This is a genomic window from Bacillus nakamurai, from assembly GCF_001584325.1.
GTDB lineage: Bacteria > Bacillota > Bacilli > Bacillales > Bacillaceae > Bacillus > Bacillus nakamurai.
The window spans coordinates 107,531-122,638 of the sequence record NZ_LSAZ01000002.1; the positions used below are offsets into that span (position 1 = coordinate 107,531).

Genomic DNA, 15,108 nt, shown 5'->3' on the forward strand with positions numbered 1-15,108 from the left:
AGCCGCAGACACGCAATCGCCGGTCTGCGGCTTTTTCGCGCGGATTGATTTTAGCCTGTTCTTTCTGTACACTAAAGAAAGTTTTGAATCTGAAAAATAAGGTGATCACATTGCAAATCAAAATAGACGGCATTACGGATGACAGGCTGCATCGTCCGCTGCAAAACATCGCGAATTTATTTTTTGAAGAGTGTGTTCTTGTGTACGGCGAGACTGATGAACCTTGCGATCTCGTCATCTCTCTCAGCATTTCCAAAGGTGCGGACAGCGTTTCGGTATCAGGAGAAATAAAAGGCACGGCCGTCACGGAACACCACACGAAACAGGTTCTCGCCGGATGGAATGAAAAAGAGGTTTTTAAACAATTAAAAAACACGTTATCGTACGTGTATTTAAATCTTCTCCAGGCCCATACAGGCATCACGCAAAAATGGGGAATCTTAACCGGAATCAGACCGACGAAGCTCCTTCATAAAAAACTCCAAAGCGGGCAGACGAAGGAGCAAGCGCACGCTGACCTGAAAAAGGATTACTTAATTCATGATGAAAAAATCAATTTAATGCAGGAAATCGTCGACCGCCAGCTCGCCGCTGTTCCCGATTTGTACAAGGTCAAAGATGAAGTCAGCATTTATATCGGAATTCCGTTTTGCCCGACGAAATGTGCTTACTGCACCTTCCCCGCCTATGCCATCCAAGGGCAGGCCGGAAGAGTCGGCTCCTTCTTATGGGGGCTTCATTATGAAATGCAGAAGATCGGAGAATGGCTGAAACGGCACGACATCAAGGTAACGACAATTTATTTCGGAGGCGGAACGCCGACGAGCATTACGGCCGAAGAAATGGATCTTTTATACGAAGAAATGGTCCGTTCCTTCCCGAATGTTGAAAACATCAGGGAAATCACGGTCGAGGCAGGGCGTCCTGATACGATAACGGAAGAAAAGCTGGCCGTTTTAAATAAGTATAAAATCGACAGAATCAGCATCAACCCGCAGTCGTACGAAAATGAAACGCTGAAGGCGATCGGCAGGCATCACACAGTTGAAGAAACAATCGAAAAATATCATCTTTCCCGCAAACACGGCATGAATAACATTAACATGGATTTAATTATCGGCTTGCCGGGAGAAGGCACAGCCGAGTTCAGAAACAGCCTTGATGAAACGGAAAAGCTCATGCCTGAATCCCTGACCGTTCATACGCTTTCTTTCAAACGGGCTTCAGAAATGACGAGAAACAAGCATAAATATAAGGTCGCCGACAGAGAAGAGGTGTCCCGCATGATGGAAGACGCCGTCCGCTGGACAAAAGAGCACGGCTACGCTCCGTATTACTTGTACCGTCAGAAAAACATTCTCGGAAACCTTGAAAATGTCGGTTATTCCATACCGGGACAGGAAAGTATCTATAACATTATGATTATGGAAGAAGTACAGACGATTATCGGTATCGGCTGCGGCGCGGCAAGCAAATTCATTCATCCTGAAACGGGGAAAATCACGCATTTCGCAAACCCGAAAGATCCGAAATCATACAATGACCGATTCGAGCATTACACAGAAGAGAAAATAAAATATTTAGATGAAATGTTTGTGAAATCTGCTTTATAAACAGGAAGACGGCACGCAATCAGCGTGCCGCTTTTTTATGTTTAGCAGCTCGTGAGAAAGGGAAAAGCAGTTCAGAGTGTTAATTGTAAGAGGTGTAAAATATGTATGATGTCATAGGAGTAGGAATCGGGCCGTTTAATTTAGGACTGGCAGCGTTACTGGAGGACATTCCTGAAATAGACGCCCTTTTCTTTGATAAAAAGAAGGAATTTGCGTGGCATCCGGGTCTTTTAATAGAAGGAACGGATTTGCAGGTGGCGTTTTTAGCGGATCTCGTTACACTGGCCGATCCGAGAAGCCGTTATACGTTCCTGAATTATTTGCATGAACATGATCGGCTGTACCGTTTTTATACTTTCAATGAATTCGATATTCCGAGACGCGAATTTAATGACTATTTAAGCTGGGCGGCTTCAGAAATCGAGTCGTGCCGTTTCGGCTCAGAGGTCGTAGGCGTAAAGGACGCGGACGGACATTATCAAGTCAGCGTAAAAAATACTGAAAACGGAACCGTCACGGTATATAATGCGAAACATATCGTAATGGGCACGGGCTCTGAGCCGCTTGTTCCGGTGGAGCTTGATGGCGATGTGCGGCGGGACACGCTGGTAAGCCCGGAATATTTGTTTCGGAAAGACGAGCTCAGCGGCGCTGAATCAATTACAGTCGTCGGCTCGGGCCAAAGTGCGGCGGAGATCTTTTCTGATTTATTGAATGATGAAAATTACCGCGGCTGCCGGCTGCAGTGGGTGACACGCTCCGCCGGATTTCGTGAGTTAGAAACCGCCAAGCTCGGACAGGAAATGTTTACGCCGGATTATGTGGAATATTTCAATCGGCTTCCTTTCAAAGAACGGCTGAACACACTCCCTGAGCTGAACGGGCTGCGCCACGGCATTGATTCTGACACGCTTGCCTCCATTTATGACGCCTTGTACCACAGGTCGATCAGCGGCGGCTCGCCTGACGTGTACATCCAGCCGATGGCGGAGCTCAAAGAGATTGAAAAACGTGACGGGCGATGTGTACTGAGCTTTCACCAATGGCAGATGAATGAATCCTTCAACGTTGATTCAGAAAAAGTCATTTTGGCCACCGGCTTTAAACCGCATATCCCGGAATGGTTTTCAGCTTTCTCTTCTAAAATTGAATGGGAGGATGAGAAGCGGTTTAAAGTGACGGATGACTCCCGCCTTGTCTTTAAGGACGGCCGGACACATCATTTTTTCACATTAACGAATCTTGATCATTCTCACGGCACGGGCGCTACGAATTTAAAGCTTTCTGTTTATAGAAACCAAAGAATGATCAATACCATTATGGGAAAAGAGCATTTCTCCGTTAAGAAAAAGACGGCTTTTCAGCAATTTCTTCCCGCTCAAAAAAACTGACCCCTTGTGACAAGAGGTCAGTTTTTTTATTTATGATCCCGGCTGTTTTTTAAAATTGTTTTCCACTTGAAAACTTTGTTCAATTGAAGATATATCCGCTTCGATTCCTTCGTGAGCAAAGGGCCGAGAATCGCAAGAATCAAGACGTACAAAGCAGCAAACGGCTTTAGCGAGGCGGACAGTCCGCCGGCGATCCCGAGATTTGCGACAATGATTGAGAATTCACCGCGTGACACGATGGTCAGCCCGATATTGGATGATGCCTTATGGGAAAGCCCCGCCCGGCGGCCGGCAATCATGCCGGCGATAAAGTTCCCGGCAATGGTGAGAAGGACAGCGCCTAAAGCAAGCCATACCGCATCCCCGAGTGAAAACGGGTCAATGCTGAGCCCGAAACTGAAGAAGAACATGGCTCCGAAAAAGTCCCGGAACGGAACAACGAGATGTTCAATCCTGTCAGAATGGACCGTTTCCGAAAACACAAGCCCAAGCAAGAGCGCGCCGATCGCTTCAGCGACATGAATCGTCTCGGAAAAACCGGCAATGAAAAAGAGAGCGGCAAAAATCACGATGACAAACACTTCATTTGAACGGATATCAAGCAGCTTATTCAGAATAGGCGGCAGCTTTCTCGCGGCGATAAAGAACAGCAGCATATAGCCGAGGGCGATCACAATCGACAAGAGCGCGCTTCCGAAGGAAGTTGCGTCTCCCAGCACAAGGCCGGAAACGACGGACAAATACACCGCCAGAAAGATATCCTCAAACATAATAATGCCGAGAATCAATTCTGTTTCCGGATTCGCCGTGCGTTTTAAATCAACCAGCACCTTTGCGACAATGGCGCTCGATGAAATCGTGATGACGCCGGCCAGCACAAGCACTTCCAAAAAGGAAAAACCGGTAATAAAGCCGTAAATCAGTCCTAAACTGAAATTAATTAAAATATAAATCGTTCCGCCGACCGCTATCGACCGTCCGGATTTAACTAATTTTCCGACTGAGAATTCAAGCCCGAGGTAAAAGAGGAGAAACAGGACGCCCATCCGTCCGAAAAACTCAATCACCTCTCCGCTTTCTATAAACGTCAAGTCAATGATTCCCGCCTGGGGCGCGTGCGGCCCGACAAGCATTCCTAAAATGATCAGAAAGGGAATGATCGAAAATTTGATTTTATTCGCAATGACACTTGCAATGGCGACAAGTACAAGCGCCGTTCCGACTTCAAATACAAGATGGTCCATATACCGATCACACTCCGTCTCTTGAAAGGAAGTCTTGAATCAGTTTCTTCAGGTGCTTTCTTTCGCCTGAGAGGACGAGTGTGTCGTTCGCTTCAAGGACGGAATCTGCGCCGGGGTTCAAAAACTTTTTCTGGTTATGTTTAATGATGGCGATTACCGTCACATCATAGTTCTGGCGCACATCCAGTTCACCGAGCGTCCGCCCGACAGATTTAGCTCCTTTTTCAACTTTAAACCATTCGATAATCAGATCGCTGAACGCCATTTCGATCGATTCGAGCGTCTGCGGTTTGTACACCATCCCGCCGATAATCGCGGCAATCTGCCTCGCCTCGGCATCATCAAGGGAAATGCTTGCAAGAAGTTCATCAGGGTCCTGGTCATCAAATCGGTAAATTTCCCGTCTGCCGTCATCATGTATGATAATCGTCATTTTTTCCTGATTTCTCGTTTCGATTTCAAATTTTTTACCGATGCCGGGCAAATCGTTTTCTTTAATATTCATAAAAAATCCCTCCGAAATGTACTGTTTTTTAGACTGTAAATTCAGACTGGCACTGATCATCGAATTGATGCCGGAGGTAATTGGACTGGTATTGTATCGGAATGGCGCATGTCCTTTCCAATGCGGATTCAATGAATTGATCAAGAGGTTTGACAGATAACAGGCGGATCATGCGGGATAACATGCTGTACCCCTTTGACAGGTCTTGCTGTGAAGTTTTCGCATAAGCAGGCGTTTTTGCCGACTCCGTTTCCTGCGGGTACACCGAGATTTGGACGTGGCTGTCCGCCTCTGTCACAGTTTGGGAAGGTAAGACCACATCTGAAGAGGGGAACAGCACCATAAATATGCCCAGGACGAAGCTGAGAATCATGTATTTCATTAGTTGCGTTCCCCCCTTTTTCATGTATGGTCAATTTCACTATATAAAAATGTATGACCAGTTTCAAATGATATGCATTTTTCAGTATCTATTGACCTTGAAAAATAAAGGGGATTGGCTCTTGCAGGAGGAATATATTAATTGAACAAAATTGTAAACGGATACAAGGGGGATTTGTAATGGAGTATGTTCAATATGAAGAAAAGGGAAAGATTGCAGAAATTATACTGAACCGGCCTGACAGCTACAACGCGCTGAATGAACAAATGCTGAGGGAATTGGAAAACGCATGTGTCATGGCCGCTGACAGTGACGCGCTTATCGTTTTATTGAGAGGGGAAGGCAGAGGCTTTTCTGCCGGCGGCGATATCCAAATGATGACGTCAGCTCATGATGCCGGGCAATATGAACGGCTGATGAAAATGATCGAATCGATTACGCTGACGCTTTATGATATGAAGAAAATAGTGATAGCCGCCATCCACGGCGCCGCAGCGGGGCTTGGGCTGAGTTTTGCCCTGTGTGCTGATGTTGTGCTCGCTGAAGAAAATGCCCGCCTTGCCATGAATTTTATCGGGATCGGACTTGTTCCTGATGGAGGCGGCCATTATTTATTAATGAGGCGCGTCGGAGAGATGGAAGCGAAAAAGCTGATTTGGAGCGGTGAAAAATTGCCGGCTGAGGAGGCGGTGCGGAAGAAGCTGGCGGACGGGCTTTTCAGCGGTGATCCGAAAACGGGTGCGAAGCCTTATATCGACCGTTTATTAAACGCGCCTTTATCTGCGATGATTGAAACGAAAGCTATTTACAATAGTCTTCATATGAACCGATTAAAAGACGTTCTATCTCTTGAACGAATGGCCCAGGAAAATATGAGAAAAACGGATGACCATAAAGAAGGCATCCGCGCGTTTTTAGAAAAACGCACTCCGCAATTTAACCGATAAAAACAGAAGCCGGAAAGCTTCTGTCATCTGTGGAATAAAATCAGCTTTCCGGCTTCGTTTACTAATCGGTGCGTGTTGTTCTCCAGCTTTTTTTCCTTCAATAATGCTTCTCCGGCGGCCTTCGCCCTTTGCTCATTTTCAGCCTCAATCCGTTCATTGAGCAGCGTTTCCCCGGACGGATGGAATGCGGTCAATACATATTGTCCCATCTCGTCACCTCCTTTGTATGATAATATTCTGAAAAAGAATTCAAAGTCCTTCATTAATTTTTATCCAGTAATAGGATATAATGGATCAGGAAAGGAGTTGGATCAGTGCTTACAATTGATCATGTTACGAAAAAATTCGGCAGCTTTACTGCTGTTGACGATTTGCATTTAGATATACCTGAAAGGGAAATGTTCGGTCTGCTCGGCGCGAACGGTGCAGGGAAAACGACGACTTTTCGGATGATTTTAGGTCTGTTAAGCATCACTGACGGCTCGATCAGCTGGAAAGGCCGTCCCGTTGACTACTCGATCAGCGAAAAAATCGGCTACCTGCCTGAAGAACGCGGGCTGTATCCGAAAATAAAGGTGAAGGACCAGCTTGTCTATCTTGCGAGATTAAAAGGAATGGGGAAAAAAGAAGCCGAAAAGGAACTTGTCACATGGCTTGAGCGGTTCGGCATCACAGAATACGAGAATAAGAAAGTCGAAGAGCTGTCAAAAGGCAATCAGCAAAAAATACAATTCATTTCTGCCGTGCTTCATAAACCTGAACTGTTAATTCTCGATGAACCTTTCAGCGGACTTGATCCGATAAATGTGGAGCTTTTGAAAGAAGCGGTTATTTCTTTGAAAAACAGCGGCGTTTCTATCGTTTTCTCAAGCCACCGGATGGAGCATGTGGAGGAGCTTTGTGAAAATCTGTGCATTTTGCAGAAGGGGAAACCGGTCGTTCAAGGGAACCTCAAAGAAATTAAGCGATCCTTCGGCAAAAAAAATATCACGATTCACTCAGATGACGATCTCAGCTTTTTAAAAACGCATGAAGGTGTAGTCAAATGGAAGGAAACAAATGACGGGATCAGGCTGCAGATTGAAAACGAACCGGTTTCTCAGGATATTTTCTCAGCTTTGCAAGGGAAGGGATTTATTCGGAAGTTTGAACTGGAAGAGCCGTCACTTCATGATATTTTTATAGAAAAGGTGGGGGCCGTCTATGAATAAATTTTCGATCATGATGTTTCATACATACAAAAATAAAATCACGGCAAAGTCATTCATTATCACAACGGCCATTACAGTATTAATGGTTTTATTACTGACCAATCTGCAATCCATTATTTCCGTATTTCAATCGGGAGATGAAAAGCAGGAAATCGCAGTGATTGACGAAACGGGCGATCTGTATCCGGTGTTTGCGAAACAGCTTCATGCAGCGGATACCGATCATGAACTGCAGGTCCTGCACACGAAACAATCAAAGCAAGGGGCCGTGAAGAAGATCAAAGATGGGACATGGGATGGGCTGTTTATCATCAAACGAGATCAAAAGGGTACGATATCGGGAGCCTATCAGGCATTAACCATTTCTAATGAATCAGCGTACAAACTGCTCAAACAGGCGCTAACCCAGACAAAAACCGCTGTCGAAACGGCCAAACTCGGCGTTTCAGAGGAAGCGGTCAGCAGCCTGTACACGCCTGCTGCAGTCAGTAAAAAAGCGCTGGAAAAAGGCGCAAAATCTGAGGAAGAGCTCGGCCAGGTGATGGGCCTTGTATACATTATGCTGTTTGTCATCTATTTTGCCGTGATCTTATACGCAAGCATGATTGCGATGGAGGTAGCGACGGAAAAATCCTCACGGGTGATGGAAATTCTGATATCGAGCATGCCGCCGATTCAGCAGATGTTTGCCAAACTGTTCGGCATCGCGCTTGTAGGGATCACCCAATTCGCTATTTTGCTGACAGCGGGTTATCTCTCGCTGACGCTGAATCATCAGAATCAAGCATCATCGCCTGTCAGCCAGTTTCTCAACTTTACGGACGTTCCGGTCTCAACGGTCATATATGCTGTGATTTTCTTTTTGCTCGGCTATTTTCTTTATGCCACGCTTGCCGCGTTCCTCGGCAGCGTTGTCAGCCGGATAGAAGACGTGCAGCAGACGATTCAGCCGATGATTTTTTTAGTCGTAGCCGGCTTTATGATCGCGATGTTCGGCCTCAGCCGGCCTGACGCGGGTTTTATTACCGTCACGTCGTACATTCCGTTTTTTACGCCGATGATTATGTTTTTGCGCGTCGGCATGCTCGATATTCCGTTTTGGCAGGCGGCTGTCGGCATCGGCCTGACAATAGTCACCATTCTGATCCTGGCAGTCATCGGCGCAAGAATTTACAAAGGCGGCGTTTTGATCTACGGAAATGCCGGCGGCTTCAAAGCAATCAAACAAGCGCTTCGCATCTCCAAACAATAAGTGAAACAGCCTGGGGCAACCGGGCTGTTTTTTTATAAGGCAGAACGTGCATTCGTACAAAAAGGGTGCTAAAATAAGGGTACTTCAACCTACAGAAAGGGGAGGGCGCGATGGCTGATTTGACGTTTATTCACGCCGCCGACCTGCATCTCGACAGCCCGTTTTACGGCATCTCGCATCTGCCTGAACCGGTATATGCCCGCATTAAAGAAAGCACCTTTCACAGCGTCAGCCGGCTTATAGACGATGCCTTCCGGGAAAAAGCAGATTTCGTGCTGCTTTCGGGGGATTTGTTTGACGAAGCCAACAGAAGCTTAAAAGCGCAGCTTTTTTTAAGAAAACAGTTTACAAGATTACAAGAGGCGGAAATCCAAGTGTTCGTCATTTTCGGAAACCACGACCACTTGGGCGGTGACTGGACACCGATTGAATGGCCCGGAAACGTACATATTTTCACATCAGATACACCTGAGGAAAAATCGTATTTTAAAAACGGAAAGCTTGCGGCAAGCATATACGGATGCAGCTATCCGGAAAGAATCGTGACGGTCAATCAGGCCGCCCGTTATCGAAAAGCAACCGGCGCGCCCTTTCATATCGGCATGCTCCACGGCACGTTATCAGGAGCGGAGGGCCACGATCCGTACTGCCCGTTTACAAAAGAAGACCTCGAAAAAAGCGGCATGGATTACTGGGCGCTCGGACATATTCATAAACGGCAGGTTCTTTCCCCGCGTCACCCGGCAGCAATCTATCCCGGCAATATTCAAGCCCGCCATTTGAAGGAAACAGGGCCTAAAGGATATTATCTCGTCCAGGTGACAAACGGAGACATTTCCTATGAGTTCAAACAGGCGCATGATATTTTGTGGGAGGAAATCGAGCTAGATATCTCAGGCGCTGAACAGATGACGTCTCTTATGAAAACAGCGTCAGCCGCGTTTGCCGGCTTTCGTGCGGCAGGCCGTCCGGCGTGTGTCAAGCTTGTTCTGTGCGGTGAATCGCCCCGCTTTTGGACAGAGGCGCCAAGCGGCATTACAGAAGAGTTTCTTTCCGCCTTACAGGAAGAAGAGGCGGAAGAGGAATGTTTCGTCTGGCCGCTTGCCATTGAGGACCGGACAGATCAAAAGGCCAGCGGCGAGCTCCTAGATCCGTTTTTCGGAGGGCTGCTTCAGGACATAGAGCAGTGCGCGGACATGAATGAGGTGTTTGAAGCGCTTGAACGCCATCCCGTGTACCGCAGGCAGATGCCTTCCTTTGCAGATGAGGATATACAGGACATTAAGCGGCAGGCGCAAACCGTGCTGAAACGCCAGCTGAAGGAGATTGGAACATGAACATAACGGCGCTTCATATTTATCAGTACGGAAAGTTTTCCAATCAAACCTTTCAGCTGTCAGCATCGTCCGTGCAAGTCATCTACGGATTAAACGAAGCCGGCAAAACGACGATGATGTCCTTTATCAAAAGCGTGCTGTTCGGATTCCCGAAGTCAAAAAAATACGAGCCGAAAAATGGCGGCGTCTACGGCGGCGTTGTGGAATTGAACCATGAAACATACGGTGCGCTGAAAATTGAACGGACAAAAGGCGCGGCAGAAAAAATCAGAGTCTACACGGCTGCGGGCGAAGTAAAGGACGGGGAGTGGCTGAAACAGCTTCTATCAAATACAGACCGGGCATTATACGAAGCAATATATTCTTTTGATGTTTTCGGGCTGCAGGAGATTCATGCTTTCAACCGTGACAAAATCGGCGAGTTTCTCCTGTTTTCCAGCTTATTCGGATCAGAGGCGGTATCAAAGCTTGATGGCAGGCTGGCAAAAGAGCTGGACAGAATGTATAAGCCTAACGGGCGGAATCCCCGCTTAAATCAAGAGCTTGAAACATTAAAGCAGCTTGCCGCTAAGCTTAAACAGGCAGAATCAGCGGAAGCGGGGTATCATCGGCTCCTTGAGGAGAAAAAAAACGCCGGCGCCCGTTTGCAGGATGAAGCAGCACAGCTCGCGGCGTTATCGGAAGAGATCAGAACGTTAGAAACGGCAATTGCAGCCAAGCCGCTTGAAGATCAGAAAACAGCGCTGAAGAGCGAGCTTGCCTCCTATCCGCAGTCACTGGAACTATTCCCCGGCGACGGGATGTATCAGCTTGAAAAATACGAATCGCATCTTCATCCGAAAGCGGCGCGGCTTGAAGCACTTCGGGCAAAAGCGGCGGAAATCCGAAGGCAGGCCGAACAGCTCGCCCCGGATGAAGACATGCTAAAGAATGAGCGGCTTTTACAGGAGCTGTCAAGTGAACAGCATATGTACCAATCCCGCGGCGAACAGCTTGCCGCAATTCAAGCCCGACTCCGGCAAACATCTGCCCGCGTCGCTTCAGGGCTGCAGCAGCTCGGCAAACGGGAGGAAGAAGACATCCTTCCTTTAAACACCGCTTATGAGTATGAATGGCAGCTGCAAGAGGCCGTACAAAACGCCGGACAAGCGAGAGACAGGAAATCACAGCTCGATGACATGTTCGAACAAGCCCGGCTGGAGCTGGAGGAAGCCGAGCGCAAGCATAACATGACAGCGGCAAACATAGTTGATCCGGCTGTCAGAAAAGAAAAAGAAGCCGCTTTAGAAGCGCATAAGCAAACGGCTGATAAAGAAGGGCATGAACTGCAGACACAGCTTCAGCTGTTAGAAAAACAGCGGGCCAAACAAAAAAAACTGTTTCTCGGTGCGGGCATTCTGTTCATTGCCATTTTCATCATGATAAAGGAATGGCTTCCCGCTGCCGTATTTCTCGGCGCTCTTTTGCTGTACATCCTGTCAGGCAAACAAAAACCAGCGCTGTCAGACAGGACCGGCCTTCAAAAGCGGGAGCCGCTGATGTCAAAAGAAGCGGCTGACCTGCTGCAAGAAGAGCTTTGGCGTGACGGCCAGTACAGACAGCAGCTGATCGCGGATCGCGCCGTGCTTGAGCAGAAAGAAGCCGCATACGAAAGAGTGATTCGCCAATATGAAGAATGGGAGGCCGAAATGGCGCCGTTCCAACAAAAAGCGGAGCATTTTATGAAGGAGCTGGGGTTTACTGGCGACCCGTCCTATCTTCTTGACGCATACCATGTAATGAAAGACGTGAAGAGCGAAATCCAGCGAAAGCACGAACTGACCATTGAAGCGGGCAGACTGCAAAAGCTTCAACGGGCGTTTGAAGAACGCGTCCGCAAGCTGAGCGCATCATTAAGCGATCAAGAGCTGCCCGTAAAAGAAGCATTGCATCATTTACTCGCACAGGCAGAACGGGCGCGCGAGGCTGCGAAACGCAAACAGGCGCTTGAAACGGATCTGCTGCATACAGAAGAGCAAATACGTGAATTAAACGAAGAGATTCATTACTATGAGGAACAGGTAAAACAGCTTTTTAAGGCGGCAGGCGCGAAAAACCGCGAACAATTTTGCGCGCTGTCCAGGCTGAATGAAAGCCGTCAAGAAACAGAACGCAAGCTTCATGAGATCAAGACGCAATTGTCGGGCATAAGCGGGGCGGAATTAAAGCCGTACGTGAGCCGCACTGTACCTGAGCTAGAGAGTATGCTCATTCAGAAACAGGAAGAAAAAGAACAGCTTGAGGAAAAAGCCGGGCATCACCGTGAGCAAATCGCTTTACTCGCGGTTAAGCAGGAGCAGCTGGAGCTATCAGGGCTTGTATCCGACTTAAAGCAGCAGACGGAAATGCAAAAGGAACGCGTCAAACGCTCGGCTAAGGAGTGGGCTGCGCTGCAGACGGTCCGGCATGTCATCAGGAAAAAAATAGAGCGGCATAAAAAAATCACGCTTCCGCGGCTGTTAGAAACGGCGGGGGCGTTATTCGATCCGCTTACCGGCGGCCGCTATGAGAGGATTTATTTCTCAGAGTCGGATGACTCCATTATGGTCATGCGAAAGGACGGAGCCGTCTTTTCTGCTGAAGAGCTGTCACAAGCAGCGTGCGAGCAGCTTTATGCGGCCATCCGCTTTGCCCTTGCGGCAGAGCGGGAGTCTGCCGTATCATTGCCATTTTTACTGGATGACAGTTTCGTCCATTTTGACAGACAGCGTCTGACACGGCTGTTTGAGGTGCTGGAACATCTGACAGAAGGCGGGCGGCAGGTGCTTTATTTCACTTGCCATGAGCATGTCAGACAGTCGTTTCAGAGCGAAAATGTAACACAGCTGCTGTCATAAAAGAGTTTATTTTCTAAAAAGAGGTATGTGCTATACTGGTATTATGTAAGATATGGAGGGAGCTTTAATAGAATGGCAAAAGGTATTATGCTGCACGAGGTTGGCGAGCAGGTCGATCAATATTTACTGATTAAATCCTCGACGAAAGGAATTGCGAGCAACGGAAAACCGTTTTTGACGTTAATGCTTCAAGACCAATCGGGAGATATCGAAGCGAAGCTGTGGGATGCCAAGCAAAGCGATGAATTGACATACGCGCCGCAGACGATTGTAAAAGTGGTCGGGGACGTTCATCATTACCGGGGGCGCAACCAGCTCAAGCTGAGAAACATCCGGCCCGCCGGTGAGCATGAAAATGTCAGCATTGACGATTTTCTTGAAACGGCGCCGATTCCAAAAGATGAAATGATGGATCTCATCACTCAATATATTTTTGAAATGAAAAATTCAAATATCCAACGGATTACGAGACATCTGGTGAAAAAATACGCCGCTGAGTTTATGGATTATCCGGCAGCGGCTAAAAATCACCATGAGTTCGTCTCGGGGCTCGCGTACCATGTCGTTTCCATGCTGAAGCTGGCTGAAGCGATTGCCGATTTATATCCGTCGCTTGACCGTGACCTATTGTATGCCGGCGTGATTCTGCATGATCTCGGCAAGGTAAAAGAGCTTTCAGGCCCTGTATCCACGACGTACACGGTGGAAGGGAATTTGCTCGGGCATATTTCGATCATGGTGACAGAGCTTTCAAAAGCTGCCGAAGAGCTTCAAATCGATGCTGAAGAGGTGTTAATCCTGAAGCATTTAATTTTGAGCCATCACGGAAAAGCGGAATGGGGAAGCCCGAAACCGCCGATGGTCAAAGAAGCAGAAATTTTGCATTACATTGACAACCTGGATGCGAAAATGATCATGATGGACAGAGCGCTTGAACGAGTCAAGCCGGGCGAATATACAGAGCGCGTATTTGCGCTAGAAAACCGCTCATTCTACAAACCGGCTTTCCACCAATAAGCAGAAAAAAGGACCGATCCCCGTGATCGGTCCTTTTTTTATATCAGCCCCACATAACTTGTCTTTCTCCCGCATAGCTTAGAGTAAAGACTCTACGTGAAAAAGGGAGGAAAACGCCGTGTTATTTTTTCCATGGTGGGTGTACCTTTGCATTATCGGAATTATTTTCAGTGCCTATAAGCTTTTCGCGACAGCGAAAGAGGAGGAAAAACTCGACCAGTCGTTTATTGAAAAGGAAGGCAGAATCTATATCGAACGGATGGAACAAGAACGGGAGCGCCGTTTGGCGGCACCCGCAAATGAAAACGAAGAAGCTGAAGAAAACTCCAATCATTCGATCGCATAAAAAAAACTGTGCGGCTCGCGAAGAGCCTGCACAGTTTTTTTATTTGGAGCTTGAGCTGCTATCAGAAGAAGTCGACGTATTAAATGTGTCTTTTAAGTCTTTATCTTCTACTTTTACGTCAGCTTTTTTCATGACTTTCTGAATCGCTGCTTGTACAGCTGAGTTGTCGTTCAATTTCTGATCAAGAACTTCTTGTTTCAGTTCTTTTTTCATGTCGTCATATTTGCCGCGTTCTTCTGTCTTTTTGATGATATGGTAGCCGAACTTCGTTTTTACCGGATCACTGACTTGTCCGACCTTCAGCTTGAATGCCTCGTTACTGAATGTTGAATCCATAGATTTTTTATCAAACCAGCCAAGGTCGCCGCCCTTGTCTTTTGAGCTGTCAGTTGAGTATTCTTTCGCAAGCGTTTCAAACTTCTCGCCTTTTTTCAGCTTTTTCTCCACTTCGTCAGCCGTCTTTTTATCAGCAACAAGGATGTGGCTTGCGCGGATTTTACCTTTTAAACCGTCATAGTATTCTTTCGTTTCGGCATCTGTCACCGTGATGTTGTCTTTCGCCGCTTTTTGGGCAAGCAGTTCGTACTTTACCTGATCCTTCAGGTAGTCTTCGCCGTACTGTTGTTTAAGGGTGCTGTATTGATCGCCGAGCTGTGTTTTATACTCATCCAGCTTGTTGTTGATTTCTTTATCCGATACTTTGTATTTTTTGGCCAATACCTTTTCTTGCACGAGCTGTGTCAGGACGCTTGCTCCTGCCGTTTTTTTCATGTTCGTGTAGAGCTCGCCTTTCGTTACATTGCCGGCATCCGTCTTGGCAATCACGTCATTGTCGCCGCTGCTGCAAGCGCTGAGAGCCAGGACGCTTGTCGCCGTAATAGCTGCTATTGCGATTTTTTTCATTCCTTTAAACACTCCTAATCATTCCAAATTAAATTGCATATGCGTATCATAACATATTGTGGCTTTCTGTAAAAAGATTTTAAA

At 47.2% G+C, this 15,108-nt stretch carries 14 protein-coding genes; 9 read left to right on the forward strand and 5 right to left on the reverse strand.

From position 1 onward, the window contains the following. Positions 1-110 precede the first annotated feature (110 nt). Both AXI59_RS01130 and AXI59_RS01135 read left to right on the forward strand, forming a co-directional pair. Entirely contained in the window at positions 111-1,613 is a 1,503-nt protein-coding gene (locus AXI59_RS01130) for a coproporphyrinogen III oxidase (protein WP_061521430.1), read from the forward strand. A 101-nt stretch (positions 1,614-1,714) separates the two neighbouring features. Next, positions 1,715-3,004: a lysine N(6)-hydroxylase/L-ornithine N(5)-oxygenase family protein gene (locus AXI59_RS01135; protein WP_061527146.1), complete on the forward strand. Its 1,290-nt coding sequence runs from the start codon at positions 1,715-1,717 to the stop codon at positions 3,002-3,004. Between the two features lie 26 nt (positions 3,005-3,030). Here AXI59_RS01135 and AXI59_RS01140 read toward each other — a convergent pair whose 3' ends face one another. Genes AXI59_RS01140 through AXI59_RS01150 form a run of 3 tightly spaced genes read right to left on the reverse strand, consistent with a single transcriptional unit; the run spans position 3,031 to position 5,135 of the window. After that, positions 3,031-4,248, reverse strand: coding sequence for a cation:proton antiporter (locus AXI59_RS01140; RefSeq protein WP_061527147.1), 1,218 nt, complete (start codon positions 4,246-4,248; stop codon positions 3,031-3,033). 7 nt (positions 4,249-4,255) lie between these two features. After that, positions 4,256-4,753 carry a cation:proton antiporter regulatory subunit gene (locus AXI59_RS01145; protein WP_061527148.1) on the reverse strand — a complete coding sequence of 166 codons (498 nt, stop codon included), beginning with the start codon at positions 4,751-4,753 and terminating at the stop codon, positions 4,256-4,258. Between the two features lie 28 nt (positions 4,754-4,781). Continuing rightward, positions 4,782-5,135, reverse strand: coding sequence for a hypothetical protein (locus AXI59_RS01150; protein ID WP_061527149.1), 354 nt, complete (start codon positions 5,133-5,135; stop codon positions 4,782-4,784). A 179-nt stretch (positions 5,136-5,314) separates the two neighbouring features. On the opposite strand from AXI59_RS01150, the gene AXI59_RS01155 reads away from it, so the two are divergent. Next, entirely contained in the window at positions 5,315-6,082 is a 768-nt protein-coding gene (locus AXI59_RS01155) for an enoyl-CoA hydratase (protein WP_061521432.1), read from the forward strand. A 23-nt stretch (positions 6,083-6,105) separates the two neighbouring features. Here the strand turns inward: AXI59_RS01155 and AXI59_RS01160 are convergent, their stop codons facing one another. After that, complete coding sequence (locus AXI59_RS01160; RefSeq protein ID WP_061521433.1) at positions 6,106-6,291, reverse strand: YhzD family protein; 186 nt, start codon at positions 6,289-6,291, stop codon at positions 6,106-6,108. A 105-nt stretch (positions 6,292-6,396) separates the two neighbouring features. On the opposite strand from AXI59_RS01160, the gene AXI59_RS01165 reads away from it, so the two are divergent. The 6 genes from AXI59_RS01165 (at position 6,397) to AXI59_RS01190 (ending at position 14,121) form a co-directional block, all read left to right on the forward strand. Beyond that, positions 6,397-7,293 carry an ABC transporter ATP-binding protein gene (locus tag AXI59_RS01165; protein WP_061521434.1) on the forward strand — a complete coding sequence of 299 codons (897 nt, stop codon included), beginning with the start codon at positions 6,397-6,399 and terminating at the stop codon, positions 7,291-7,293. Continuing rightward, entirely contained in the window at positions 7,286-8,545 is a 1,260-nt protein-coding gene (locus AXI59_RS01170) for an ABC transporter permease (RefSeq protein WP_061527150.1), read from the forward strand. The genes AXI59_RS01165 and AXI59_RS01170 overlap by 8 nt, the downstream gene beginning before the upstream one ends. 110 nt (positions 8,546-8,655) lie before the next feature. Next, positions 8,656-9,882 (forward strand): metallophosphoesterase family protein, encoded by a 1,227-nt coding sequence (locus AXI59_RS01175; RefSeq protein ID WP_061521436.1) that lies wholly within the window; start codon positions 8,656-8,658, stop codon positions 9,880-9,882. Further along, on the forward strand, positions 9,879-12,758 hold the full coding sequence (locus AXI59_RS01180; protein ID WP_061527151.1) for an ATP-binding protein: 2,880 nt from the start codon (positions 9,879-9,881) through the stop codon (positions 12,756-12,758). Before AXI59_RS01175 ends, AXI59_RS01180 begins: the two co-directional genes overlap by 4 nt. Before the next feature lie 72 nt (positions 12,759-12,830). Then, entirely contained in the window at positions 12,831-13,775 is a 945-nt protein-coding gene (gene yhaM / locus AXI59_RS01185; RefSeq protein ID WP_061527152.1) for a 3'-5' exoribonuclease YhaM, read from the forward strand. A gap of 118 nt (positions 13,776-13,893) precedes the next feature. Next, positions 13,894-14,121, forward strand: coding sequence for a sporulation YhaL family protein (locus AXI59_RS01190; protein WP_061521439.1), 228 nt, complete (start codon positions 13,894-13,896; stop codon positions 14,119-14,121). A 39-nt stretch (positions 14,122-14,160) separates the two neighbouring features. Here the strand turns inward: AXI59_RS01190 and AXI59_RS01195 are convergent, their stop codons facing one another. Then, positions 14,161-15,024: a peptidylprolyl isomerase gene (locus tag AXI59_RS01195; RefSeq protein ID WP_061521440.1), complete on the reverse strand. Its 864-nt coding sequence runs from the start codon at positions 15,022-15,024 to the stop codon at positions 14,161-14,163. Positions 15,025-15,108: the final 84 nt, after the last annotated feature.

Excerpts from the sequence above, each read along its gene's own strand:
- AXI59_RS01135 (WP_061527146.1), top strand. The coding sequence starts at position 1,715 with ATGTATGATGTCATAGGAGTAGGAATCGGGCCGTTTAATTTAGGACTG.
- AXI59_RS01140 (WP_061527147.1), bottom strand. The coding sequence starts at position 4,248 with ATGGACCATCTTGTATTTGAAGTCGGAACGGCGCTTGTACTTGTCGCC.
- AXI59_RS01145 (WP_061527148.1), bottom strand. The coding sequence starts at position 4,753 with ATGAATATTAAAGAAAACGATTTGCCCGGCATCGGTAAAAAATTTGAA.
- AXI59_RS01150 (WP_061527149.1), bottom strand. The coding sequence starts at position 5,135 with ATGAAATACATGATTCTCAGCTTCGTCCTGGGCATATTTATGGTGCTG.
- AXI59_RS01155 (WP_061521432.1), top strand. The coding sequence starts at position 5,315 with ATGGAGTATGTTCAATATGAAGAAAAGGGAAAGATTGCAGAAATTATA.
- AXI59_RS01160 (WP_061521433.1), bottom strand. The coding sequence starts at position 6,291 with ATGGGACAATATGTATTGACCGCATTCCATCCGTCCGGGGAAACGCTG.
- AXI59_RS01170 (WP_061527150.1), top strand. The coding sequence starts at position 7,286 with ATGAATAAATTTTCGATCATGATGTTTCATACATACAAAAATAAAATC.
- AXI59_RS01175 (WP_061521436.1), top strand. The coding sequence starts at position 8,656 with ATGGCTGATTTGACGTTTATTCACGCCGCCGACCTGCATCTCGACAGC.
- AXI59_RS01180 (WP_061527151.1), top strand. The coding sequence starts at position 9,879 with ATGAACATAACGGCGCTTCATATTTATCAGTACGGAAAGTTTTCCAAT.
- yhaM (WP_061527152.1), top strand. The coding sequence starts at position 12,831 with ATGGCAAAAGGTATTATGCTGCACGAGGTTGGCGAGCAGGTCGATCAA.
- AXI59_RS01195 (WP_061521440.1), bottom strand. The coding sequence starts at position 15,024 with ATGAAAAAAATCGCAATAGCAGCTATTACGGCGACAAGCGTCCTGGCT.